The following is a 25,378-nucleotide window of genomic DNA, read 5'->3' on the forward strand; positions in this document are numbered from 1 at the left end:
CATGCTGTAGCGGCTTTTGTTGCAGAAAATATAAATTATTTAAGCCTGACCGGTATCCATATTTCTTCCTCCGAATCCGCCGAATTTGGCATGTACTTTTCGCCCATTATCGCAAAATGCGGGCGCTCGTCTACTTCGTAATTCGAGGCAGGGAACCATTCAGTAAATATGTACCGATAGGTTTCAGCACCATTAGCGGCGGGCCCGTAATGCACAAACACAGCGTAAAGCCCGCCGGGCGCATTCAGGATGTCTAAACTACACGGCAAATGCGCTGTATCCCTTACTTCAACCGCAGCCCATTTTTCGTAAAGGGCATTCGCGTCGAAACTGGTAAAGAACCCCGCCGGGTAAACTTCGATGGAATAAAGCTCGCTACCAATGGCGTTGGTAACCCGTTTTCGTATCGGCATAAAGCTGCGCCAGAGTTCGCCGGTTTTGTTATCGGCATAACTCATGCTGAGGTGTTTCCCGGCGAACATCTGAGGTGGCAATGCCTCTAACCTTGGTTCCATTATTTTCCTTCCAGGTTTTTCAGGGCCGCTTGTTGGGCCGGGGTAGGCGACGCCATTGGAGCCAAATAGTTTTTGGTTTTAAAGTGCCCATCGTAAATAGGGCCTTTCATCACTATTTCTTTGCCGCCGCGCAGTACGGTTATTTCAATTTCCGGGTGTTTGGTGTTTTCGGCAAAGTAGGCATCCCAAATATCATCAACATTATCCTGTGTTACCGCAATTCCATCCATTTTGGCAAAAACATCGCCTTCTTTTACTTTAAGCGGGTTGTCGCCTACGTTGGCAAATACAAACGCGCCGTTTTCCATCTTTAAACCCATTTTGCCGGGGTAAAAGGCCTGCACATTTTTCTGGGGGGCGTATTCGTAGCCAACTCTTGCAAAATATTCGGCGTAGGGTACGGTTTCGCTGCCTACAATGTATTTATCAATAAACTGCTTTACGTCCGGGTGCGATGCTGCAACAAAATCGCCGATAAACTCATCATCTTTAAAGGGCTTACTTGGGCCGTATTTATGAGTCAGGTCGATGATGACACTTTTGAGGTCCTTATTGCCATTTGTTTTTTCGCGGATCAGCATATCCAGTGCAAATCCTATTAGCGCCCCTTTGTTATAAACGCTACTGTATTTCTTTTGGAACGAATCTTCCATCACACGCTTGCTCATTTCGGTCATCGAGAATGAACCAAACTCTTCTGCCTGGTTCATCTTATCGCGCATTTCTTTAAAAAAGCCTTTTTCGTCAACCAGTCCGTTTTGCAATTGTATCAGGTGGGCAAAGTATTCAGTAATACCTTCGTACATCCACAGGTGTGCCGACATTTTTGGGTCTGTAAAATCAAAGTTCTCTATCTCGAAGCTGTGCAGGTTCAACGGTGTAAGAATATGCAGGAACTCGTGCGATGATACATCGTTCACCATCGATACCAGCCTTTTCTCCATCTCTACCTCGGGCAGGTAGTAAAGCGATGAGTAGTTGTGTTCTAACGCGCCATAGCCACCTTCGCCTTTATCGCGGTCGGCAAGGGCCTTTTTAGGATCTTCGAAATAGTATAGAAACTGGTACGATTTTACGGGAAGCCCGTTAAAGAAAACGCTTAACGATTTGGCTATTGGTTTAAGGTATTCTGCCACCTGCGCACTTTTTACTTTGCCGGTTGCTGAGTATACAAAAACGTTGATCTTACTTTGGCCAACCATAAACGAGGTAGTATCGGGCCTGGCATAAATAACCGGATTATCGGCCAGGTAAACAAAATCACGCGCTTTTATCAGGTCGAGGTTTTTGGCGGGGTGTTCTACATCCAGGTGGGTAGCGCCATAAAAGCCTTCAGGCTTGTTCACGCTTATTTCAATGGGTAGCTTTTTATAGTCTTCAAAATAGCCGTAAAAGGCATGGTTGTTCATTACCACGTTTTGGCCTGCCTCTATATTAGAGCCGCCGGGCTGAAAAATGAAATCATCGTGCTTGGTATCCCAGGTATCGTTCACTTTATACTTGATAGTAGCAAGGCTGGTAGCATTATTGATACGGTATTGGTCTTTATTCAGCTTTTCCACCTTTAACTTCTTGCCATCTTTATCGAAGGCTTGCAGGTCGACGATAAAGCGCCCAAAATCTTTACGTGCGTAAGAGCCGGGTATTGCTTTGGCAAATGAAAACACAGTGCTCTCCTGCGTAATAGCAGGGGTGGTTAGGTTAACAGCCACCTGATCATTAACTATGTTTACGAGATCTACCGAATAGGCATATTTCTGCTGAGCATAACCACTAACAGCAAGCGCCGAAAATAAAAGGCTGAGGGAAAGAAATTTCTTCATGATGAAACGCAATAAGGTTTATGGGTATGAAATTAGCAGATGTGTACGGCATTGCCAAAATAAAAAGCACAAAAAAGCCGCCCGTGTGCAACCGGGCGGCTCCTGTACATTTAACGTAAATTAAATAGTGTTCGGTGTATAAACTTTTATAACACCGTCGTTCTCGCTGCTTACAACCAACAGGCTCTTTTTGGTAGGGCTGTTTTTTGCAGGGATGATCAATACGCCCTCGGGTGCATCGCCGCATTTTAGCAATTGTAAAAACGATGGTTTGGTTGGGTCGGTAACATCATAAACGGCAACAGCATCAGCGCGTTCCATGCCTACAAAGGCTACGTTTTTGTTGCCTATTTTGCCTACTGTAATACCTTCGGGCTCAACCGACTTATCATCGCTACGCCCGTCATCATAATTGCCGGCCGCATAAACTTTGGCGTCCAGTTCGTTTTTGCTATCGAATACCTGTGTGCCGGTATTGCCGTTCCAAACGCTGAACGAACGTGCGCCAAGCGAGTACAGGGCCTCGAATTTACCGTCACCATTGGCATCGCCTAAGGTTGTCGTAATGTTTAAACGTCCGAGTTGTGCATCGCCTCTTAAAGTAGCAGCAGTAGGGAAAGCGGTTGCATCAAGGGTGATGTCTTTCACGCGTTTTACTTCGGTTAAAGCAGTGTATTCGCGCGAGTCGCCTTCATTGGCGGTGAACAGGTATGGCACGCCACCTTGCTCTAAAACAGCAATAGCATCGGGCATGTAAATACCTTTTACCGGCCATTTGGCTGGGGCGAATTTATCGTCTTTATCGCTTGGGTCAATTTCGTTGCCATCAACATTGTAATCTTTAAAGCCCAGCGGGAATATATTGGTGATGCTTTTGGCAGCGATATCAATTTTGGCTATACCGTTATTCTCCTGCAAAGTAACCCAGGCAGTTTTAGAGTCGGCCGATATGGTAATGTACTCCGGCTCAATGTCCTTAACAAAATCGTTACCCACACCAAATATGCGGAAGCCTTTGCTCATCAGGTCGGCTTTTTGGCCGGCAAAGGCAGAAAAATCTACCGTAGTAACGCTGTAATTATCAGCGACCGAAATGATGGATACCGAACCGGCAGGGTCGTTGGTGTATGTAGTGTTCGGCTCGCCTTCGTTTGCGGTTAAAATGTATTTGCCATCGGGCGAGTAGGTGATCATATCAGGCAGGGCGCCTACGCTTATTACTTTTACTTCGCTCAGGTCGTCGGTTTTAAATACAGCTACTTTGCCGTTGGCTTGTTTGTCGGTTGCTTCGATAGCAGCGGCAACCTTACCGTCAAATACCGAAAGGCTGTTTACCGCGCCGCCGTAAGGAGCCATGCTGATAGAGTTAACGACCGTCATTTTAGATGGATCTTTAAAATCAACCACATCAATTTTGTTAACGGTGCCGTTGTTAACCACGAACAGGCGGTTGGTAGCAGGGTCAAAAGCGGTGATCTCGGCAGCGCCCACATCGCCAATGTCAATGGTGCCTATCTCGGCAAAAGTTGCCGGATCTTCGTTTACAAAAAACTCGGGCTCGGGTGCCGGGCTTGAATCTTTTTTGCAGCTAAACATGCATACGCAAAATAGCATAGGTAGTAAGTAGTGCTTCATACGTGTTTTGGTTATTGTGAAGCGCAAAAATATTACCGATGTGTTAATAGTGCTTAAGCTAAGGGTTAAGGCTGTGTTATGAAATGATGTCCTTTTTCGCCCCTTAAATAGGCGTATTTACCCCCGCCGTCACCTGTTTAGGGCAATTACCTTTGCCAATAAACTTATTATCAACCTATTTGTAATTACTATCATGACACCACAAAGCATCAACGCCTACAAAACCGCCACCCATAATTTTTTGAAACAGTTAGAAGTGTTTAACGAGCAGCAGTTCAACACTGTGCCATTTGAAGGTAGTTGGACACCCGCCCAGGTGGCCGATCATATGTACAAGTCGCAGGTAGGGCTACCACAGGTGCTTACCGGCAATACCGAGGCCGCCCACCGCAAACCCGATGCGAATAACGAGGTGATAGGTAATATTTTCCTTGATTTTAATACAAAGCTAAAATCGCCCGATTTTATTTTACCGAGCCTGCAACCCTTAGATAAAGCCGAAATGCTGAGCAATTATTACAGCAAGGCAGATGAGATAGAAAACACTGCGCAGGAGCTTGACGGCGCTGAGGTATGCCTGGATTTTGCCCTGCCGGTGATGGGCACGCTTACCCGCACCGAATGGCTGCATTTTGTAACCTGCCATACCATAAGGCATACCCGGCAGTTAGAGAATATACATCAGCAGATGAGCTTGTAGATGTGCAGATTTCAGATATGAAAATAGGCGGGTTTGCTAATAGATTCTTCATCTGCACATCTGAAATTTGCACATCTGCACATCCTCCCCGCGTATACATTTTACGGTTTTGCTTACCAATTTTACTGATTGCACTTTCTGCTTTGTTTTATAGTTAAAACATTGGTTATATTTGATATAGAAGGCGCAAAGCCCCTTGCAAAATATCATAATGCCACAGCCTAATGGCTTGGTGTTGTGGTGTTTTTCGGCCTGTGTAACATTGCTGCTTTCCTTTTCGTCGAGGAGGGTATTAAACCTGTGTACATCCCTATAAAACCTGATATCTGTATGGAAGCTACCAAAACTAATTTCAACCGCAGGGCATTTTTAAAGGCTTCGGCATTGGCGGGCGGCGGGCTTATATTGCATTTTAGCGCGCTGGCCAAACTGGGGTTCGATGATAAAAGCCAACTGGCTGATGCTCCCGCGCAATGGAACGAAATTACCGGTTACATAAAAATAACCGACGATAACGTAGTAAAGATACTTTGCCCCAACCCCGAGTTTGGCCAAAACGTAATGACCTCGCTGCCCATGATGGTGGCCGAGGAACTGGATGTGGACTGGAAAAAAGTGGTGGTAGAAATGGGGCCACACGATAACGTAAAGCTTGGCCCGCAGTTTACGGGAGGTAGCATGTCCGTACGGATGTATTGGAAACCGCTACGTGAGGCTGGTGCTGCAGCGCGGAATATGCTGCTACAGGCAGCGGCTCAAACCTGGGCGGTTCCGGTAGAGGAACTCAGCACCAAAGCAGGTGTAATTTATCATGAGAAAACCGGCAGAAAGGGCGTTTACGGAGATTTTGCCTCTAAGGCTGCCGCCATCCCGGTGCCCAAAGGTGTTAAGCTAAAGGATGTAAAAAACTTTAACGTTGTGCGCCACTCGCAAAAGAATGTGGAGGGAGCCAAAATTGTAAGCGGCAAACCCTTATTCGGGTTAGATTATAAGCAGGAGGGGATGCTCATCGCCATGATACACCATCCGCCTGCATTCGGGTTAAAATTAAAGTCCTTCGATGCTTCGGCTGCGCTGAAGATGCCCGGCATTAAGGATATTTTCAGTATAAAAATGTTCGAGGATGGTTTTGAGCAGGCAGGTTTTGATACACGTTCGTTCAATACGCTGTTGGTGGTAGTAGGCAAAACCACGTGGGAGGTAATGAACGCCCGTAAAAAACTGGTGGCCGAATGGATGCCCGCCGGCGATACCAAAGATACCATGGGTGGTAGGGTAGGCAAACGCGAAGTTACCGTTCCCGGCGAATTGGAAACTACGGCCACCCAGCTTGAAAAAATGAAGCAGCACGCCGCCATGCCTGCCAACCAAATGCGTAAAGATGGCGACCCGGAAACTGCCTTTAAAAATGCTGCGCAGATAGTAGAGCGTACCTACGTAGCCCCGTTCCTGGCGCATAATTGCATGGAGCCCATGAACTTCTTCGCCCATGTTACCGATGAGAAGGCTTTGCTGGCCGGCCCTTTACAAGGCCCGGGCTGGAGCGAGCCGACATTATCTAAAATACTGGGACTACCAGCCGATAAGATAGAGATACAAATGACGCGCATGGGCGGCGGCTTCGGGCGCAGGGCCTATTCGCACTACCAGGTGGAGGCTGCCCTTATTTCTAAAAAAATGAAGGCACCCATCAAACTCATCTACAGCCGTGAGGATGATACCACCTACGGCATTTACCGCCCTATGTATACCGCAACCTATCGCGCTGCTTTAGATGCCAATAAAAACCTCATTGCCTTCCACGTAAAAGGCGGCGGTATCCCCGAAAATGCTATCCATGCCAACAGGTTCCCGGCAGGGGCCATTGATAATTATTTGGCAGAAGGCTGGGAGATACCATCTAACATTACCATTGGTGCCTTTCGCGCGCCGCGCTCTAATTTTAATGCGGCTGCCGAACAATCGTTTTTAGATGAACTGGCCGAAGCAATGGGGAAGGACCCTATCGATTTCCGTTTAGAGTTATTGGCACGAGCGAAGGAGAAACCCGTTGGAAAAAATAACGAGTACGATGCCGACCGCTACGCCGGTATTTTGAAACTGGTGAAAGAGAAGTCGGGCTGGGGCAAGCCGGAGCATAGCCAATACCATCGTGGTGTGGCGGCTTACTTCTGCCACAATTCGTACGCCGCACACGTGGTTGATATGGTGATAAAAGACGGGCAGCCCTATGTAGAGCGTGTATTCAGTGCTATTGATTGCGGTATTGTAGTTAATCCCGATGCGGCTACTAATATGGTACAGGGCGCGGTGGTTGATGGTATTGGTAACTCGCTGTATGGCGGCCTTACGCATAAGAATGGCGAGGTGGAACAAAAGAACTTTCACTCGTACCGGATCATCCGTATGCACGAGGCGCCAAAAAAGGTAGAGGTATACTTTGTGCAGAACGATATAGACCCCAGCGGATTGGGTGAGCCGCCGTTCCCGCCGGTGTTTGGTGCGGTGGCCAATGCGTTGTATAAGTCGACGGGGAAGCGGTATTACCAACAGCCCTTTACCTCGCCGCAATCGGAGGTACCAACTGTTTAACCCAACCATCAACCTAAAAAACGTTCGTTATGCTATCATTAAACATTAATAAAAAAACATACAAGGTAGATGCCGACCCTGATACCCCATTGTTGTGGGTACTGCGCGACCATGTTGGCCTGGTGGGTACCAAATTCGGCTGCGGTGTTGCCCAATGCGGCGCCTGCGTTGTGCATTTAAATGGCGAGGCGGTGCGCTCCTGCGTTACCAAAGCCAGTCGCGCCGAGGGAAAGCAGGTAGTAACTATAGAAGGCCTTGCCGAAAACGACGACCACCCGCTGCAAAAAGCCTGGCTTGAACTGGATGTATCGCAATGCGGATACTGCCAGGCGGGTCAGATCATGTCGGCAGCGGTATTGCTGAAGGAAAACAAAAAGCCTACCGACGAGGATATCAACGACGCTATGGCAGGTAATATTTGCCGTTGTGGTACCTATCTGCGCATTCGCGATGCCATCCATTTAGCAGCGGATATACAGGCAAAGGAAGGAGCCGGCAAATGAGGAATACATGGTTTGTGATGATAGTAGGCGTAGTTGTAGCTTTTGCTATAATGGCCTTCAGCCTGAATAATTCGAAAACAGCTGAGCCGCCCGTTGCTTTAAAAAAAGATAGTGTGGCATCGGTAGCGGCTTTCAAAAAAGTGTATACCGTGTTGATGAGTGCCCGCTGCATGAACTGCCACCCATCGGGCGATGTACCGCTACAGGGTGACGACAACCACCTGCACACCATGCTGCCCAAACGCGGCACCGATGGAAAGGGGTTATATGCTATGAAATGCGCCAATTGCCACCAGCCCACCAACACGGCGGGCCTGCATGCCCCGCCCGGAAACCCAAACTGGCATTTACCGCCTGCTGATATGAAGATGGTTTTTCAGGGTAAAACACCGCGCCAGCTGGCTCAACAACTCATCGACCCCAAACAAAACGGTCATAAGGACCTGAAAGCCTTAATAGCCCACGCCGATGACGGCCTGGTAAAAGGAGGCTGGAACCCCGGCGACGGCCGCACGCTGCCGCCCATGAGTTATGTAGCCTTTAAAAAAGCATGGCTTACCTGGTTAAATACCGGAGCGTATGCACCGGCGAAGTGATCGCATGATGCTCAACAACAGAAAGCCCTCTGGACATGAAATTCAGAGGGCTTTTTTCGGTAGTATTTTTTGCCTTAATTAGCGTGAGCGCTCTAAAGCCATTTATTATGGATCCTGCTGAAATTTTTAGTCATCATCGTACGTCCCGCGATTATATCGCTCAACTCGAGTTCGACTATATTGAAACCTATTCGTTTCAACGCGGGGGAAAGTACGATGAGTTTGCGATAGAGCTTCCCCGATTAATGATGTTGCCGAACCCCACGGCCGAAGAGCGTCAAAAGATAAATACGTTGCGTAAAGAGCAGAATATTTTTCAACGTGAAAATGGATTTCTATTTGCGAGCAACAGACAACTCAATAAATCGGCAGCCCCTATCGGGAGGTTTAGTAAAGACGCTCCGGAAGCAATAGCCTTATTAGAAGCGCTAAATATTGAAGCTATGAAAGTTTATCACTGGATGTGTTGGCCGGTTTACAGGGATGCTATTGTGTTTTATAAGGCATCGGGCGAAATAATTTCCGTATTGCACATTTGCTTTGGTTGCGACCATATGACACTTGGGTCAAATAAAGATATTATAGCCGATAACCGTTGCTACGAGGCCTTGAGGGGGATTTTTTTAGAAATAGGGCATCCTATCCAACCCCGATAAAAGTATAATCGAAAGAAATGACAAGTCCCTTTGAATTTTTTATTCAAAGGGACTTGTGTTAAAGTTTACTTATTCCGGGTGCTTAATACGCAATCAGCTTCGGTGCATCGGCAATAAAGGTATCCAATATGCCGTCGGCTATCTTAATAGGGCCATCAAAACGGGTGGCTCCTTTGATGCTTTGTATGGCGGCGGCTTCGGTGGCCAGTTGCTTGGCGTTGGCAAAATAACGCGATGCTGCATTACTGCCATGGTTTGCGGCATCCAAGCCTGTAGCGGTTAGCTGTAGCGAGCGCCCCCAAAGCTGCAGGGCATCCAGCCATGGTTTTGCTTCGGCGGAAAACGCTGCATCTGTTACGCCAGCGCGGATAATATCAGATGCTCCTGCCAATTCATTTGCGCACTTATTTAAAGTTTCAATAGCTTTTTGTTTCTCCGTATCGTTTCCGAAGGCGATCGCTTCACGCACCTTATCAAGCATGGCTTTCAAAGCTGGTGCCTGTGGCTGCCAGGGCTGGCTGCCGAACGTAGGAGCCATGTGTTGCGTATCGAAAAAGGTAAGCAGGGCAGCGGTTGTTTGCTCATCGCCGCCGGCCAGTTCGCGTGCTGAGTAGTGCCAGGTAAGGTTGGCATCGTAACCTTTATCATTCCAGGCAAAAGCAGCTACGCCTGTTACAGCCGGGCGACTGGCTGCTTCCTGGTTCATGGGGTTAGATAATATTCCGCTTAGTTCGGCATTCAAGCCTGCCTCTCGGCGGGTATAAGGTGCCATCAACAAGCGGCCGGTAGTTTGCCCGTAATCGTTCACGGGGTAATTATCCCAAAGCAATGTTTTGCGGCCGAACGCTTTTGTGGCAGCTTTTGCGTCACCTATCGAGATGGCAGGAGGTACTACGTCGGTACCTGTCCATTGTACTACAATTTTAGGGTCGAGGTTTTTGCGCAGGGCGGCTTTGTAGGGGCTTTCTTTAGCATCGTAATATTCGGTCGGCACCATAATCAACGGACGAGCCTGCGGGTCATGCGCATTAAGGCTTGCTTGCACAGCGTTCAGGAATTTTGCCTGTGCTGTTCCTGCCGCTTCGGCGCTTGGTGCACCAAAGGTTTCGCGGTCTTTATCGCAATTCCATTTAGTATATTCAATATCGTCAAGCGCTACATAAAAGTTGTGTACGCCAATGCCACGCAGAGCCTCAAATTTCTGCTCGATCAGTTTCAGGTCGGCCGGGTCCGAGAAACAAACCGTTGGGCCGGGAGATACAGCGTATACAAAGTTGATGTGGTTGCGCTTTGCTGTGGCTACCAGTTTGCTAAGTTCTGCTAAAGTTGCGGCAGGGTAGGCCTCGCGCCATTTATCGCGGGCGTAAGGGTCGTCTTTAGGACTGTAGATGTAGGTGTTAGCCTTAACCGTTCCTAAAAAGTTGAGGTGCTTGGTGCGGGCTTCCATGGTCCAGGGGGCACCATAAAAACCTTCTATAGTGCCACGGATAGGCATGGCTGGCTGGTCTTGTATCACCAGCGCCGGTATAGTCACATGCTGCGCCAACTGGCGGAAGCTTTGCGCTGCGTGAAAAAGCCCGTCGGCATCGTGCCCTGCGAGGGTTATTATCGCACCATTACCGGCAACGTTGGTGGTTATGGTATAGCCCTCAGCGTTATTGTTTAGTTGAGCGCCGTTGCGCGCAAGCGAGGTGCGAATTGTAGCTGCATCGCCCGTGCCTATCACAATATAAGGGCGGTCGATAATGGCGGGTAATTGTTTTGCTGTGCTAATGTTTTCTACTCCCGCATAGGTTAAGATGCTGCGGATGAGTTCAACAGTTTCCGCCTCTGTTCCCGGGGCAACTACCAAAACGGCCTGTTTACCAAGGCTGAATGAACCTTTACCAAGTTGTGCCGATGCCGGCGTTGGGAAAATAAGCGGGAGAGTAGCAGGTTGTGGCGTTTGAGCGAGCGCGTTGGTGCCAACCATTGCTGCGAATAAACAGGCTAATAAAACTTTCATCAATATTAAAAAATTAGAACGTTCGCGGGCTATGCATGTTTGTGCCGATGCCCGTGCTTAAAATCGCAATAATAAGGCTTTTTGCCCAGGCTAACGTTGCCATTTTCATAAAAATGCAATCGATTTCATATGTTTTGATGATGGTTTGTTAAACGGGGCATTTATTGATAATCAAGCGCATAAGCAAAAGCCTCAGGATGAATGTCCGGAGGCTTTCAATAGTGTCGATAAGGAGGCACCTACGGAGCCCGACATACTTTGCATTTTTATTCTAGAAACACGGTACCCCTCCGGGGTGTCGATCTGGATATGTTTGACCTTGCATTTTTATTCTACAAACCCGATACCCCCCCCTGGGCTGTCGGGTTGAGCCTATTAACACTCCGGTAGGAGTATCGTGTTTATAGAAATTCAAGAGGAAAACGTTTTAGGCTCCGTAGGTGCCGCCTTTTGCGTGCTTGCCATCGCGGCATTGCTTACGCACTAAAATCTGTCGATTTACTAATGCGCTGGAATTTACCAAGGTCGGCTTGCAGGGCTTCAATTTTGCTATGCGCCATACCGAACGAATCCGAGCCAAGGAACAGGTGCAACGGGCGTTCTTCCATTTCGGCAACTTCAATAAAGGCAGCTGCGGCTTTTTCAGGGTCGCCGGGTTGGTTGCCAATTATTTGCTCGTTGTGTATCACTTCTAAATTGCGTGCTTCGGTGTAATCGGCTATCGGACTGGCAGCAGTGCGCAGCGACCCTTGCAACAGGAAATTGGTTTTAAAATAACCCGGGTAAACAATAGTTGCCGATACGCCCATCGATTTGGCCTCTGCCGATAAAGCCTCGGTAAAACCGGCTACCGCAAATTTGGTAGCATTATAAATGCCCCAGCCGGGGAACGTACCCATAAAGCCGGCGATAGACGAAATATTGAAAAATGCGCCTGCCTTTTTAGCGCGGAATACCGGCATCACGTTGCGTATAACATTTAACGAGCCAAATACATTCACGTCGAAGTTTTTGCGGGCCTCGTCGTCGGTAAGTTCTTCAATAGTACCCAATTGGCCGTAACCGGCATTGTTTACTACTACGTCGATGGTACCTAATTTGGCAACTATTTGTTCAACTGCTTTATGCACATCTTCGTTGCTGATGAGGTTTACCTGCATGGGCAGGAAGTCGTCACCGCTGTGGCCAACTTCGTTGCGTAACGCTTCTGCATCGCGCGAGGTGGCGGCCACTTTATATCCTTCGGCTAATAAACGTTTTACAAGTGTTAAACCTAATCCTTTAGAGGCTCCTGTAACTAACCATACTTTTTGTGTTTTCATGATACTAATTGTCTTTTTTGTATAGCACAAAGTTGGCGACAATTGGTACCCCGGGCCTTATTCGGATAGCAGCGATATTTGCGAGTTTCAAATATGCGCAGGCGAAAGGGTGGTTTTGCGGAATGCCGAGGGCGAAACCGTAGTTTTCTTCCTGAAGAATGAGGTAAAAGCCGCCTGGCCCGAAAAGCCCAGCCCGTAGCTTATTTCGTTTATACCCCAGTCGGTTTGCACCAGCAGGGTTTTGGCCTCGTGCAGCAGGCGGTCTTGTATATGTTCGCGCAGGGTTTTGCCGGTTTGGTTTTTTACCAGCGTGTTCAGGTAGTTAGGGTGCACATGCAATTCGTCGGCAAATTCGGTAGCGGTTTTCAAGCGCGTATAGGTATCGCGTTCCTGCACACGGAAAGCAGATTCGAGCAGCGACAGGAATCGGTAGATATACCCATAACCTTCGGTAACGGTTGTCTGTACGCGGTTTTTACCCGCGCGGCGGCTTTCCAGCAAAAGCAATTGCAATTGTAAAAGTATCGCCTGCTTTTTATCGTCGTTATCGCCGCGGTCTTCCCGGTACATGGCCTCGAAGTAGCCGTTAATGGTTGCTGACTGCCCTTCGGTTAATTGCACCACCGCCGCGTTGGTAGCAAAGTTTGGGAACTGGCGCAACAGGTGAAGCACATGTTCGGCATCGTACCCGAAATAATCGGGGTGGATGAGGCAGAAGTGCCCGCGCGTTTCTTCGGAAGTAGTTTGCCACGACATAATTTCGTCGGGGTGGAGAAAAGCTATTTCGTTTGGCACCATTTCGTAACGGTGCAGGCCAATAGTGAGCACGCCGGTGCCGCCCGTCATATGGAATACCTTGTAAAACTGCCTGCGGTGCGGCGATATGTAATCTTTAACGGGGTAGGTTTCGCGGTTTTGAATGATGAAGTAATTGGAAGTAACAGGGTAATGCTCCACGTTAAGCAAAGGCACCTTATAACTGTCGGCCGCGAAGGTTTCAAGCTTTTTCCTGGGTATGGCAGATGTTTCCATTAAGGTAAAATTACGAATTGCGGCCAAAACAAAAGGGCTCAGGCGACTTAAACATTCAATCGCGCTCTATTATATTTTGCTTGCAAATGGCTATCTGCTGTTTCATGGCTTTCAGTTCGGCTATTTTTTCGTCTATCTGTACCAATTTTTTATCCAGTACATCCAATTGCGCCGCCTTGCTAATGGATCTCAAATACCAGGCATCTATAACCTCTTTTATCTCGGCTAAAGTAAAGCCAACAGCTTTTGCCATTTGGATAAAACGTATTTTATCTATCGATTCCTCATCGTAATAAATGTAGTTGTTGGTAGTTACGTCTGCTTTGCGGCTGCCGGTTATCAGTCCCGACTTTTCGTAAAAACGTATGGTTCCTATAGGAATCTGGCACTCCTTGGCCAGTTGGTTAATAAGCATCATAAAAAAAGTTAAACTATATAGTATACTGTATACTTTTATGTTGTAAAAGTATTATTTAGTTTTGGGCGGTACAAGTAATTTTATTCGATATGTATTCTGATGCTGAACTAATAGGACGCCTTGCCGGCTTTACCAATAATTACATTGACGTAAATGGTATTAAACTGCATTATGTGCGCGGAGGGAAAGGGCCTGCGCTGATATTGATACCTGGCTGGCCCGAAACCTGGTGGGCATATCATAAAGTACTGCCACAGTTATCGGCAAAATACGATGTAATAGCGGTTGACCTGCGGGGGATGGGTAGTTCGGATAAACCGGCTGATGGTTTCGATAAGAAAAATATGGCTAAGGATATTTTTGAGCTTACGCAGCAATTGGGCATTAGTAGCGTGAATATTTGCGGGCACGACATCGGCGCTCATGTGGCCTTCAGCTTTGCGGCAAATTATCCTGCCGCTACCAACAAATTAATAATGCTTGATACCCCACATCCCGACCAAAACATGTACAAGCTACCTATGCTGCCTATCCTCGGGCTAAACTATACTTATCCCTGGTGGCTTGCCTTTAACCAGGTTAAACAACTTCCGGAAGCACTACTGGCCGGCAAAATGGAAATTGTTTTGAACTGGCTGTTCGACCAAATGCTGCACGATAAAACATCTCTTGATGATTTTGACAGGGCGGTTTATGCGCAGGCGTACAACGAAACCGAAAGCCTTCGAGCATCCAACGGTTGGTACCAGGCGTTTACGCAGGATATACAGGATATTGCCACTTATACAAAAATTAAGGTACCCACTATGGGTTTGGCAAGCGCGCAAAGTATGGAGATGTTAGCAGGCTTTTTGAAAGGTTATGCGGAGAACGCCGAAACTTTTGAGATACCTAACAGCGGGCATTTCTTGTTATCAGAGAACCCGGAGGCGGTTTCTGAAAAAATGTTAGCGTTTTTGAAAGATTCAAATTAAGCTATCCCAACTTCAACAACCGCTCAGCATTCTTATATGCCAGTTTCTTCATGTCTTCTTGCGACAGGTTGATCTCCTTAAGAAAATCAGCACCCATTTGGTTGGTGCTAAAGGGATAGTCTATGGAGAACATGATATTATCAATGCCGATAGTATCAAGCGCTATTTGCAGCGGCGGTTGGGTAAAAAGCCCGCTCGTGGTGATGTGCAACTGATCGTGGAAGGTATCTATCAAACTGCGCTGGTTCTCGCCGCCGCGGCCGGGTTGGAAAACGCGGTTGCTGCGTACCCACATCATAGGCAGCATTTCGCCCATGTGGCCTATAATGATATTCAGCTTTGGGTATTTATCGAACGTACCCGCTGCCAATAGGCGCAGTACATGTATAGCGGTTTCCGAATGCCAGCCCCAGCCGTAACAGCCAACAGCTTCCGAAAAGCCGGGCTTACCGCCTATATTGCTGTAATAGGCATCAATAGCTGCTTGCGGGGGCATACCGGGATGGATGTATATGGGCACATCCAATTTCTCGGCACGCTCCAGTATCGGGGCGAATTTGGGCGCATCTAAAAACTCGCCGTGGGTAGTTCCGCGGATCATCGCGCCTTTAAAGCCGTATGTTTTTACAGTGCGTTCCAGCTCGTCGGCCGCAGCGGCCGGTGCCGTCATGGGTAAATGTGCAAAGGCGGCGAACCTATCGGGATGAGCCTTTATATTGTCAGCCAGTTTATCGTTATAGGCCGCGGCAAATTTGGGCGACAAATGATCATCCAATAAGTTCACATCGGTACTTTCTACCGATAGCACCTGCATAGTAATGCCGCATTCATCCATTGTTCGCAGGCGCTCACCTTCAATATCTGCCAGTTTGGGCGTCATTTGGGCAGCCGCTGCCGATGGCTTTTTACGAGCCAATGCTTCAGCAGGTAGGTGCTGCTCCATTTCGGGGAACGATACATGTTCTTCTATGGTGATGATCTTCATGGCTGGTATATTTAAATAGAGTAACAACGATGGGTGGATATTGATTGGTAAGATGTTGGCATAAAAAACAAAGCCCCCGAGCGCTCGCCGCCGGGGACTTTAAACCTAAACCTTATCACAATAACCGGCACGTGAAACCGGCGTTGAATATGGGTGCAAGGTAGCGCGTTTTTTAAGCAGGCGGTAGGCATTAGGCGCATTCTAATACAATTTTAATACGGCGCAGGCCTAAACTTGGCCATATCGTCTACTTTTTTCGTCATTTCGTCTATTCCTGTAGTTTGGAGGGCGTAAAGCAGGCTACTTTGGCTTATCTTAGGTGCGGTAAACTAAACCTGCTTACCGCTGTTGAATACATTATAACCGAACAAATAACTATGAAAAAAGTACTGATGGCCCTTGCCGCCGGCCTTTGCACCATGGCCGCGCCGCTTATTGCTGACGCACAGCAGGGCGCACCCGTAGAAACCAAAAAAGCTAACTCCGATTACAAACCCGCTTTTGCAGGGCAAACACGCATCGCTTCGGTAACAACCAAGGCCGCGTATGAGGGCAAGGTTTTAACCTCCGACCTGCACAGCCCATGGGGCATAGCGGTAATGCCCGATGGCCGCTTGCTCATCACCGAGAAGAGCGGTAAAATAAGAATAGTAACCACCGGCGGCCAAATTGGCGAAGCCATCAGCGGTGTGCCTGCCGTGAACCCTGCCGGGCAGGGTGGTTTGCTGGGTATTTGTGTTGATAATAACTTTAAAACCAACCGCATGGTGTACTGGGCATTCTCTAATAGGGTTGATAATGCCAATTGCACAGCAGTAGCCAAAGGAAAACTTTCTGCCGATGAAAAAAGCCTGGAGAACGTAAGCATCATTTACCGCGCGTTGCCGGCCTACGATGGTACGCTGCACTATGGCGGCCGCGTTATCATGGCCAAAGACGGGCTGTTGTTCCTGTCAACAGGTGAGCGTTCTGACCTGGTAACCCGTCCACAGGCACAGGATATTAATTCCGCGTTGGGTAAGGTTATTCGTATCACCACCGATGGTAAACCCGCTCCGGGCAACCCATTTGCAGGTAAGGCAAATGCTAAGGCCGAAATTTACTCATACGGCCACCGCAACGTGCAGGGCTTAGCAATACACCCCGTAACCGGCGAACTTTGGGAAACCGAGTTCGGCCCGCGTGGCGGCGATGAAGTTAACCGCGTTTTACCGGGCAAAAACTACGGCTGGCCAACTATCACTTACGGTATCGAATACAGCGGGAAGCAAGTAGGCGACGCTATTCAACAAAAAGCAGGATTGGAGCAACCGGTTTACTATTACGACCCGGTAATATCGCCAAGCGGCATTACCTTTTACCACGGCGGCGCTATGACCGAGTGGAATAACAACCTGTTCATCTCGTCGCTGAGCGGTATGCACGTTTGCCGCCTGGTTATCACCAACAACAAAGTGGTTGGCGAAGAAAGGCTGTTAGCAGGGGAGAACCAACGCTTCCGCGATATTAAGCAAGGAAAAGATGGCGCGCTGTACACCGTTACCGACCAGGGGCGCTTGTACCGCATAGCTAAGAAATAAGACGAAGTAATACAATATGAAAACACCCGCTGAACCAAAATTCAGCGGGTGTTTTGTTTATGGATGGTGGTTAACAGCCTCGCGCCTTATGCGGCTGAGCGATTGCGGGGTTATTTGCAGGTACGATGCAATGTATTGCTGCGGTACGCTCAGGGCCAGGTCGGGGTAGCGTTTCATAAACTCTAAGTACCGCTGCTTTGCCGTACCGAAGTGCAGGAAATCGTTATCCTTTATTTTGTTGATGAGCGCCATCTCTGTAAGCGTTTTGGTGAGGATGAAAAGCTTGGGTATGCGCTCGCTTGACCGCAGCCATTCGTCGCGCTGTGTGATGAGTAGACGTGCTTCGGTAACCGCCTGCACGCCCGATTCGGCAGGCCGGTGGTTATAAAAGCAATCAATATCCATCATGAACTGGTTTTTGCGCATAAAATACCTGGTAGCCTCTTCCTGCTCATCGTTGGTAACGTAAATGCGGAACACGCCCTCATCTACAAAAGCCAATTGGCCTGATACTTCGCCGGGTGTTATAAAATGCTGGCCGGGTTTTAAGTGGTGCACAGTAAAATCGGCAGTTATTTCTTCAATATCGCCTTCGCCCAATATCCCGCCGAAGCTTAATGCACGCTTTAAGTTTTCCATCTGTTATTTTAAAAGGCCGAGCGCTATCAAACTTTCGGCACAACTTATTACCGCCTCGCGGTTATCAATAGGTTGCCAGCCCAATAGCCTCCGTGCCTTGCTGCTGTTGGCTCTGCGTTGTTTGCCCAGATCGAGCAGTACGGGACCCAATGCCTTATCGAACCATGCCAATATACGTGTTAAAAAGTTGGGCAGTATGCTTTTGGGTATTTTCCTGCCGGGATATTTGCTGCGAAGTATGGCCGAAACTTCCGGGAAGGATAGGAATCCCGCCGAACTGATGAAGCGCTCACCCGCTGCTTCGGGTTTTTCCATGGCCAGGATAAGCGAATCGGCAACAGAGCGTACATCCACTACATCAAAACCTATGTTGGGTATAGCAGGCATACTACCATCCATCATTTTCAAAACAATATTAGCGGAGGTTCCGAAGTCATCTTCCAGCACAGGGCCAAGTATAGCGCCGGGCAATACGGTAACCAGTTCCATGCCGCTTTTGTTGGCTTTTATAAAATCCCAAGCAGCTTTTTCGGCAATGGTTTTACTGCGGAAATAGGGGGTAGTATCGGCTTTGTTCGTTGCATCGGTCCACACGGTCTCATCATGAGTGCCGCTTTCTTGCCCGGCGGGTTTGCCGTAAAGCACCGCGCTTGATGATGAGGTAAGTACCACCCGTTTCACACCCGCAGCCGATGCTGCCTTTAAAATAAATAGTACGCCGTTTTTGGCAGGGATGATCAGTTCGTCTTCGTGCTTCGGCGTTTCGCGTGGGAAGGGGGAGGCGATATGCTGCACATAGTCGATATCCTCGCAAAGCTTGGCCCAAACCTTTTCGTCGGATAATTCGGCTTGTGCAAAGCTTAAATTGGCTGTATGCTCGGTGTGTTTGGCGATGACGTTTTTTATGGCCTCAGCGCGCTTCTGATCGCGCAGGGTGCCTACAACTTCATAACCTTTATTTAGTAACTGTATAGCGGTATGCGAACCTAAAAAACCGGAAATGCCGGTTAGCAAAACTCTCTTTTTCATGGTGTTATTATTATAAACCAAAGGTAGAGAGGTGGTTTGGGATGAGCGCTTAACAATTGGTAAGAAATAAGATCTGATGGAATATCCGCCCGGCGAGTTAACTCACCCCGACGACCCGCCATTCGCGGGCGTCGACCCTCTCTGTCTGCGACAAAGAGGGTGGAAACAAAAAAGCAGCTCACCCTTTTTCCGCTTGCGGAGAGAGGGTCGAACAGCGCAGCGCATTCGGGGTGAGACAACTCACCGAGCAATCGCCACACATGCTTCTCAGTCTTCCTCTATTTCCTTCACCACTTTCTCCGCCTCGGCTTTTTCTAATTTGATTTTTTGCCTTAGCAAAGCAAAATAACTCATGTAGAAATTAGCTATCCATATCATGGAGAAACCGGCGAGTACATAGCCCCGCCAATCGGGAAGCAAAAGTTTGAAGCGGGTAATAAAGAGTACCAGCAGGGTAACGTAATGGCTAAAGCAATACTCGCAGGTGAAAAGGTAAAAGAATTTACGCTGCACCATGGTTTTGCAGGTTTTGCATTTGTTGCTGCAATACTCACGCACCTCGCGGAAGACCTCCTCATGCGTAACCGTCCAGGCAATGCAGGCTACGGGTAGGGGCAACAAAAAAAGCCAGGCGATCTGTTCGATGAGCGTCATATAAGCCATCAACACCAAGGCAGCCAATTAGTTTGGCCGTTTAATTCATATACTCCCAAGCACTTTTGTAGCCGCCGATATCTTCGGCATACTTCAGCATATCTGCATAAAAAGGCAGGCGGGTAATGGTAGCGCTATCACCAATGATGACGAGTTTCTTCCGTGCACGTGTCATGGCCACGTTCATGCGGCGGGTATCGCTCAGGAAGCCGATGGTGCCCTCGTTATTACTGCGCACCATGCTGATGTAAACCACATCGCGCTCCTGCCCCTGAAAACTGTCGATGGTATTGATGCTGATGTTGGCTTTGTGTTCCACTAATGGCGAGGCCTCGAATAACTCCTGCAATAGCCGTACCTGGCTTTTATAGGGCGAAATAATGGCGATAGATGGGAAAGGAATACTACTTGCCGCAATTTGCCCGGCGAGGTTATCCAAGTGCTTAAAAAGAAAAGCTGCCTCATCGGGGTTGATGCTGCTGGTACCTTCCGGCTTTTCGTCGAATCCGCAGCCAGCGGCATCTACAAAACTCATCGGGGTATCGCCTTCAAACAATAAACGCTTTGCTACCGAAGCGTTTGCTATTAAACGGTTGCCATAAAACTCTGCCGACGAGAAGCCCATAATAGCCTCGTTCATACGGTATTGCTCTTCCAGTAAAGTAACAGCAGTAGTGTGGGTAATGGCGCATTTCTCCAGCAGGGTAGTGCTTAAGCCGTTGCGCGCGGCTGTTTCCGATTTGATGGTGGGCGGTAGTTGGAAATGGTCGCCCGCCATAATTAGTTTCTCAGCTTTCAATATCGGTATCCAGCAGGCAGGTTCGAGCGCCTGGCCGGCTTCGTCTATCACCACGGTGTGGTACTTTTTATCGCGAACCGTATAGTGATTACATCCCACCAGGGTGGCGGTTATTACCTGTGCTTTCTCGGCAAGGTCGTCTATTACAAATTGCTCTATCTTTGCCACCTCCTTCATAATACGGTGCGCTTCGTCGAACAGTGCCTTGCGTTGGTCGCGCTCTCGCTTTCCAAAGCTGCGCTTGTATTGGTGCGCCATGTTTTTAAAACCTGCCGCCTGTTTCTTCAGCTGTTTGGCATCTTTCATGTATTGATGCGTTGCCATTTTACTGTCCAACGTCAGTCCGTTCAGCTTTTCGGATACACCGGCCGGGTTGCCAATACGCAGCACGTTCAGTCCTTCGGCGGCTAATTTTTCGCTCAAAAGGTCAACTGCGGTATTGCTGGGTGCAACCACTAAAACCTGTTTACCGTTTTGTTTTATCAGGCTTTTAATGGCTTGCACAATGGTGGTCGTTTTACCTGTACCCGGCGGACCGTGTACTATGGCCAACTCGTTGGCTGCTAATATCTGCTGCACTGCGGCTGATTGTGATGGGTTGAGTTTATTGTTGGGCAGCTTAATAACATCCGGCAAAAACGTTGCTTCTGCCTGTTCCGTTAAAACGCGCACAAGTTTGCCTTCGGTTTTTTCTATAATGGCATCGGCTTGTTTAAGCGCCTCCTGCATTTCGTCGTAACTATTGTTATCGAACAGCAGTTCCACACCCAGCTTGCCGTCGCGGCTCCAGTCGGGCAGTTCTTCTGTAAAAAGGGTTATCTTCAGCCTGTCGCCACCCTGGTAGGCGATGGTGCCCTCTACTCGGTCGGTGCCAGCGTTGTGGTTCGAGAAGAGTACCGCCGGTGCGCCGAATCTAAATTGGTGGGCAATATCTTTATGCGTGGTACGCTCCAACTCAACGGTCAAATAATCGCCGCGACTGGGTTCGCTGCTGCGGATAGCTATAGGGTACCAGGTAATGCCTGCCGCGCGCCTGTCGGTTACCGATGTACTTTGCGTGAGTTTTAAATAGGCTTCGCGGTCGTCATCTCGTTCGGTTTTCAGTAATTGCAGCAGGTTTTTAAAGTAGTCCATCGGGCGCAAAGGTAATAAAAGCTGTTTGGGTGCATAAAATAGCCCGCTATACAGTCTTTTTAGAGAACATAGGAATAAACTTGTTGTTATTCTCAAAAAATACCCATAATATGCTTCTGGTTTGATAGATGCCCTTATGAAGAAAGTTTTTTGCCTATTCCTGCTTTTCTTTACCGCGCTTGCAAGCCGCGCCCAATCGCCCGAATTGTTTAAACTTCAATCGGCTTTACCCGCTATTACCGATAGCACCCGCTATGTTGATGCCCTGAACAGGATAGCTATGTTGCTGTACGAAAAAAATGTAGACAGCACCTTTTACTACACCCGCCAAGCGCGGGTAATTGCTGATAGATTGAACTATGCAAAAGGCCAGGCGGATGCTCAAAATAACCTCGGCGTATTTTTCGATATAAAAGGCAACCCCCAAATGGCGCTTCGCTATTACAACGAAGGGCAAATAGGCTACAGGGCGCTGAAAGATTCGGCCAATATGGTGCAGTCGCTAATGAACATCGCCATGATATATAAAGTGCTGGGAAAAGATGCCCGAGCCATTGGTTATTTTGACGACGCGCTTAAATTAGGCGGTAAAATAAAACAAGATTCGATACAAGCATTGGCCATTTATAATTACCTACTGGCGTATCCCGCCCATTTTGACCATTCTACCACAGCAAAACGCATAGACGAGGCGCTTCGCATTGCTAACCGTTACAAGGATACCCGTACCATCATCGCTATCGACCAACTGCTTGCCGATGATATGATCACCCATGGCGAACGCGATAAAGGGTTGGCCATGCTCGAGAGAACCATCCAAACGGCGCTGGATAAGAAACTCTATTATGTGTCGATGGATATGATGGCCGACCTGGGCGGGCAGATAGCTAAAACAGATCCGGCTAAAGCTGCTGCAGTATACAGGCAAGGATTGGCCATAGCACAAAAGAACAGTTATCTTTTTTACGGTGAGTTATTGGCCCGGAGGTTATTTGAGTTGCATACCGCCCGGGGCGATAGCGCGCAGGCTGGTAATTATAGCCGTTTGCTGATATCCCTGCACGATCAGCAGGAGGAGCTAACACGAGCTTCGGGGATAGATTACCTTGACTATACTCTGCAGGAAGAACAACTGCGCAGGCTTACCCTGCGGTCGAAATACGAGAATACCTTGCTGGCACTCGCAATAGTTGCTTTCATATCAACCATTGCGGTTGCGGTGGCTATTTGGCGCAACTTAAGGCAAAGCAAAATACGTAACACCCAAATGCAGAAAACCCTGGTAGCATTAGAGCAAAGCCAGGCCGACAATACCCGCATGATGAAGGTTGTAGCGCACGATCTGCGTAACCCCATAGGCGCTATACAATCTATCACCACCATGATGCTGGACGAGCAGGGGCAAAGCGAAGATGACAGGGAGATGCTGGAGATGATCCGCACCTCGGCCGTTAATTCGCTGGAACTGGTGAGCGACCTGCTGCAAGTGCAATTCAGCGCCGAAGAATTAAAGAAAGAACCTGTTGATATTGCGCAGATGCTGCAGTACTGTGTATCGTTACTGGGTGATAAGGCAGAGGCAAAAAAACAACAACTGCAATTAGAAACTATAGCAGCCACACTTCCTGCCAGCCGCGAGAAACTTTGGCGTGTGGTGAGTAACCTTATTGCCAATGCCATCAAATTCAGCCCGACTGGGGCCGATATTTTTATTAAGATGGAGCACCTGCCCGGGCGAATCCTGATATCGGTAAAAGATAGTGGGATAGGCATACCACCCGAGATGAAGGATAAGATATTCGACTTGTTTACCGAAGCTAAAAGGCCGGGCACGGCAGGGGAGCAAGCCTTTGGCTTGGGGCTGGCCATTTCCAAACAGATCGTAGAGGCCCACGGCGGCAGGATATGGTTCGATAGCGAAATAAACCGCGGGACGGTTTTTTATGTGGAGCTGCCGGCTTAGAGAAGGCTTTTATTTTGTAATGGGTGACGGATGTATTGTAAGTCGTTTTTCGAAATATTCCTGTGCTTCCTTATAGTTACGTTTCTTGTGTCCTTTCCGGCCTAAAAAACCTATTTAATTCTGACCTAACCTAAGTTGAGTAATAAGCTTATTTACCGTGTTTTAATCAGTTAAAAAACGTATTTATACCTTTTTTTCGCGATTGATTAATATTTAACATTACGATATAATTAAATATACGTACACCTAAACTAAAAACAATGATTGAGTGGAAATTAACGGATACCAATTGCTCATGTTTATACATGACATTGGCAGATTGTGAACAACTAACGCCTGCAAATGATTCGTTTGACGATAGTGGCTTATACTTAATGTCGCAACTGCCTTTTTTTGATAATGGCGCAAGTGATGATATTCATCGGGCCGCAGCTATTATGTTGTCTATCAGAATAGATAGCGAATTTGTTAATGTGTACCTGGCAACCTATGCGGAAGGGAAATCTAAGGAAGATGCACTTGATGCAATTTCGGCAGTATTGCAAAAAGCTGAAAAAACTATCACTGATTTAGCAGACGAGGTTTCTAAAAATTACATTTTCCTACTATGACGAAATATATAGTTTTTATAATAGCTTTTTGCTGTAGCACGGTGGCGACGGCTCAAAATCAAGATCCAAATAGCGCATTGGTTAACAGGATATCTACAAACATAACAGATATAAATTTAAGTAAAGATGTTATTCAAAAAACCTTTGATGAGGTTTTTTCAAATCCCGATATCTTAAACGATGCAACGGCGAAATTACTTACAGCATTTAAAGGCAAGCCGGGGGTAATGAAGTTTATGAGAGACCTGAACTTTAAATTCAAAACATTTCAAACTGATAATCAACCCGCGTCTTTAGGTTTCGAGTATAAATACGAAAACAGTTGGTCCAAATTCCAAACCGTTGGGTCAAAAATAGTCAATCAAAGCATCAGCCTGAATTTTAACGGTAACGTAGCCTTTAAGAAAAGTTACAACCCGGCAAATTTTTTAGAATCAAAATTTCAATATAACGGCACTTTTAATTGGGGCGCGAAAAGCAAACAGCTTTCCCGTAACGACGCGCTAGCTGTTTACGCGCTCGACCGACAAATCCTGCCGTTAACCGGCACTAACAGCCAGGCTTTGGCAGATTTATTAGTGCAGCGGGCTAATTACATACATTTTAGCAACCAGTACTATATTGGGGCAAGCGGCAATATGTCTTATGAATCAAACCAGGATTTTTCTAAACATCAGCTCGCTCCCGGCGTACTCCTCAATGTTGGGGCAAAGGCATGGGATAAGAATGGAACGTTACAGTATTTCAACTTGCTTGATTATCCGTTTGCTTTAATAAGGTATGCAACCGGCGATCGCTTATATTTATCGGGTGCTTCATTTCCCTCCGCTTTAGTAGGGGTAGATTATGTAGTGCCTACTCAGGATAGCGTACGCAAAGCTTTAACTGGTAATCTCGATCCATTTTCGCGGTTTAGGTTTGAAATCTCTTTTAAAACAAAGGCAGTAAGTGTGGCAAAACAGGTAATATATTTCAGTGCCGACTATCGCTTATATAAAGAAATAAACGCAAGCGAAGCCATCAAAAATAACGGTACCGATAGGTTTAATTACTTCGTAATGTCGCTCGAATCAAATAACGGTTTTTTTGTTCATTTCACAACCGGCAAATTGCCTTTTGACAGAAAAAGTGATAACACCTATGGAATTGGCTTTCATTACGATTTAGGTAATTGGAAATAATTGGGCGTGTTTATTAAAAAGCACCAACTGTT

At 47.6% G+C, this 25,378-nt stretch carries 22 protein-coding genes; 10 read left to right on the forward strand and 12 right to left on the reverse strand.

Annotation, left to right across the window (positions count from 1 at the left end; translation table 11 throughout):
* Positions 1-35: 35 nt before the first annotated feature.
* From BC343_RS00990 to BC343_RS01000, 3 genes are all read right to left on the reverse strand, one after another.
* Entirely contained in the window at positions 36-515 is a 480-nt protein-coding gene (locus BC343_RS00990) for a GyrI-like domain-containing protein (RefSeq protein ID WP_078345852.1), read from the reverse strand.
* Complete coding sequence (locus tag BC343_RS00995; protein ID WP_078345853.1) at positions 515-2,338, reverse strand: M61 family metallopeptidase; 1,824 nt, start codon at positions 2,336-2,338, stop codon at positions 515-517. The genes BC343_RS00990 and BC343_RS00995 overlap by 1 nt, the downstream gene beginning before the upstream one ends.
* Before the next feature lie 120 nt (positions 2,339-2,458).
* Positions 2,459-3,973: a choice-of-anchor I family protein gene (locus tag BC343_RS01000; protein WP_078345854.1), complete on the reverse strand. Its 1,515-nt coding sequence runs from the start codon at positions 3,971-3,973 to the stop codon at positions 2,459-2,461.
* Positions 3,974-4,166: 193 nt separating this feature from the next.
* Between BC343_RS01000 and BC343_RS01005 the strand changes: the two genes are divergently transcribed.
* The 5 genes from BC343_RS01005 to BC343_RS01025 all read left to right on the forward strand — a co-directional run bounded on the left by BC343_RS01005 (position 4,167) and on the right by BC343_RS01025 (position 9,020).
* Entirely contained in the window at positions 4,167-4,673 is a 507-nt protein-coding gene (locus BC343_RS01005) for a DinB family protein (RefSeq protein WP_078345855.1), read from the forward strand.
* Between the two features lie 330 nt (positions 4,674-5,003).
* A complete protein-coding gene (locus BC343_RS01010) occupies positions 5,004-7,265 on the forward strand; it encodes a xanthine dehydrogenase family protein molybdopterin-binding subunit (RefSeq protein WP_078345856.1) in 2,262 nt (753 codons plus the stop codon).
* A 29-nt stretch (positions 7,266-7,294) separates the two neighbouring features.
* Positions 7,295-7,768 carry a (2Fe-2S)-binding protein gene (locus BC343_RS01015; RefSeq protein WP_078345857.1) on the forward strand — a complete coding sequence of 158 codons (474 nt, stop codon included), beginning with the start codon at positions 7,295-7,297 and terminating at the stop codon, positions 7,766-7,768.
* Positions 7,765-8,364 carry a cytochrome c family protein gene (locus BC343_RS01020; RefSeq protein ID WP_078345858.1) on the forward strand — a complete coding sequence of 200 codons (600 nt, stop codon included), beginning with the start codon at positions 7,765-7,767 and terminating at the stop codon, positions 8,362-8,364. The genes BC343_RS01015 and BC343_RS01020 overlap by 4 nt, the downstream gene beginning before the upstream one ends.
* Positions 8,365-8,399: 35 nt before the next feature.
* A complete protein-coding gene (locus BC343_RS01025) occupies positions 8,400-9,020 on the forward strand; it encodes a hypothetical protein (RefSeq protein ID WP_143822022.1) in 621 nt (206 codons plus the stop codon).
* A gap of 82 nt (positions 9,021-9,102) precedes the next feature.
* Here the strand turns inward: BC343_RS01025 and BC343_RS01030 are convergent, their stop codons facing one another.
* From BC343_RS01030 to BC343_RS01045, 4 genes are all read right to left on the reverse strand, one after another.
* Positions 9,103-11,025, reverse strand: a complete 1,923-nt coding sequence (locus tag BC343_RS01030) for a beta-N-acetylhexosaminidase family protein (RefSeq protein WP_078345860.1) — start codon at positions 11,023-11,025, stop codon at positions 9,103-9,105.
* Positions 11,026-11,501: 476 nt separating this feature from the next.
* Entirely contained in the window at positions 11,502-12,347 is an 846-nt protein-coding gene (locus tag BC343_RS01035) for an SDR family NAD(P)-dependent oxidoreductase (RefSeq protein ID WP_078345861.1), read from the reverse strand.
* 87 nt (positions 12,348-12,434) lie between these two features.
* Positions 12,435-13,379, reverse strand: a complete 945-nt coding sequence (locus BC343_RS01040) for a helix-turn-helix domain-containing protein (protein ID WP_078345862.1) — start codon at positions 13,377-13,379, stop codon at positions 12,435-12,437.
* A gap of 55 nt (positions 13,380-13,434) precedes the next feature.
* Positions 13,435-13,797 carry a MerR family transcriptional regulator gene (locus BC343_RS01045; RefSeq protein WP_078345863.1) on the reverse strand — a complete coding sequence of 121 codons (363 nt, stop codon included), beginning with the start codon at positions 13,795-13,797 and terminating at the stop codon, positions 13,435-13,437.
* Positions 13,798-13,886: 89 nt separating this feature from the next.
* Here BC343_RS01045 and BC343_RS01050 point away from each other — a divergent pair, with 89 nt between their 5' ends.
* On the forward strand, positions 13,887-14,771 hold the full coding sequence (locus BC343_RS01050) for an alpha/beta fold hydrolase (RefSeq protein ID WP_078345864.1): 885 nt from the start codon (positions 13,887-13,889) through the stop codon (positions 14,769-14,771).
* Between the two features lies 1 nt (position 14,772).
* Here the strand turns inward: BC343_RS01050 and BC343_RS01055 are convergent, their stop codons facing one another.
* Positions 14,773-15,756, reverse strand: a complete 984-nt coding sequence (locus BC343_RS01055) for an amidohydrolase family protein (protein ID WP_078345865.1) — start codon at positions 15,754-15,756, stop codon at positions 14,773-14,775.
* 377 nt (positions 15,757-16,133) lie between these two features.
* On the opposite strand from BC343_RS01055, the gene BC343_RS01060 reads away from it, so the two are divergent.
* Complete coding sequence (locus BC343_RS01060; protein ID WP_078346465.1) at positions 16,134-17,336, forward strand: PQQ-dependent sugar dehydrogenase; 1,203 nt, start codon at positions 16,134-16,136, stop codon at positions 17,334-17,336.
* A 57-nt stretch (positions 17,337-17,393) separates the two neighbouring features.
* Here BC343_RS01060 and BC343_RS01065 read toward each other — a convergent pair whose 3' ends face one another.
* From BC343_RS01065 to BC343_RS01080, 4 genes are all read right to left on the reverse strand, one after another.
* Entirely contained in the window at positions 17,394-17,975 is a 582-nt protein-coding gene (locus BC343_RS01065) for a Crp/Fnr family transcriptional regulator (RefSeq protein ID WP_078345866.1), read from the reverse strand.
* 3 nt (positions 17,976-17,978) lie between these two features.
* Positions 17,979-19,004: an SDR family oxidoreductase gene (locus BC343_RS01070; protein WP_078345867.1), complete on the reverse strand. Its 1,026-nt coding sequence runs from the start codon at positions 19,002-19,004 to the stop codon at positions 17,979-17,981.
* Between the two features lie 267 nt (positions 19,005-19,271).
* Positions 19,272-19,658 carry a hypothetical protein gene (locus BC343_RS01075; protein ID WP_078345868.1) on the reverse strand — a complete coding sequence of 129 codons (387 nt, stop codon included), beginning with the start codon at positions 19,656-19,658 and terminating at the stop codon, positions 19,272-19,274.
* A gap of 40 nt (positions 19,659-19,698) precedes the next feature.
* Positions 19,699-21,591 carry an AAA domain-containing protein gene (locus BC343_RS01080; RefSeq protein WP_078345869.1) on the reverse strand — a complete coding sequence of 631 codons (1,893 nt, stop codon included), beginning with the start codon at positions 21,589-21,591 and terminating at the stop codon, positions 19,699-19,701.
* 136 nt (positions 21,592-21,727) lie between these two features.
* Here BC343_RS01080 and BC343_RS01085 point away from each other — a divergent pair, with 136 nt between their 5' ends.
* The 3 genes from BC343_RS01085 (at position 21,728) to BC343_RS01095 (ending at position 25,346) form a co-directional block, all read left to right on the forward strand.
* Positions 21,728-23,554 (forward strand): tetratricopeptide repeat-containing sensor histidine kinase, encoded by a 1,827-nt coding sequence (locus tag BC343_RS01085; RefSeq protein ID WP_078345870.1) that lies wholly within the window; start codon positions 21,728-21,730, stop codon positions 23,552-23,554.
* A gap of 260 nt (positions 23,555-23,814) precedes the next feature.
* Positions 23,815-24,165 (forward strand): hypothetical protein, encoded by a 351-nt coding sequence (locus BC343_RS01090; protein WP_143822023.1) that lies wholly within the window; start codon positions 23,815-23,817, stop codon positions 24,163-24,165.
* Entirely contained in the window at positions 24,162-25,346 is a 1,185-nt protein-coding gene (locus tag BC343_RS01095) for a hypothetical protein (protein ID WP_078345872.1), read from the forward strand. The genes BC343_RS01090 and BC343_RS01095 overlap by 4 nt, the downstream gene beginning before the upstream one ends.
* Positions 25,347-25,378 lie beyond the last annotated feature (32 nt).

It is taken from the genome of Mucilaginibacter pedocola (assembly GCF_002013915.1).
In the GTDB taxonomy this organism is placed as follows: domain Bacteria; phylum Bacteroidota; class Bacteroidia; order Sphingobacteriales; family Sphingobacteriaceae; genus Mucilaginibacter; species Mucilaginibacter pedocola.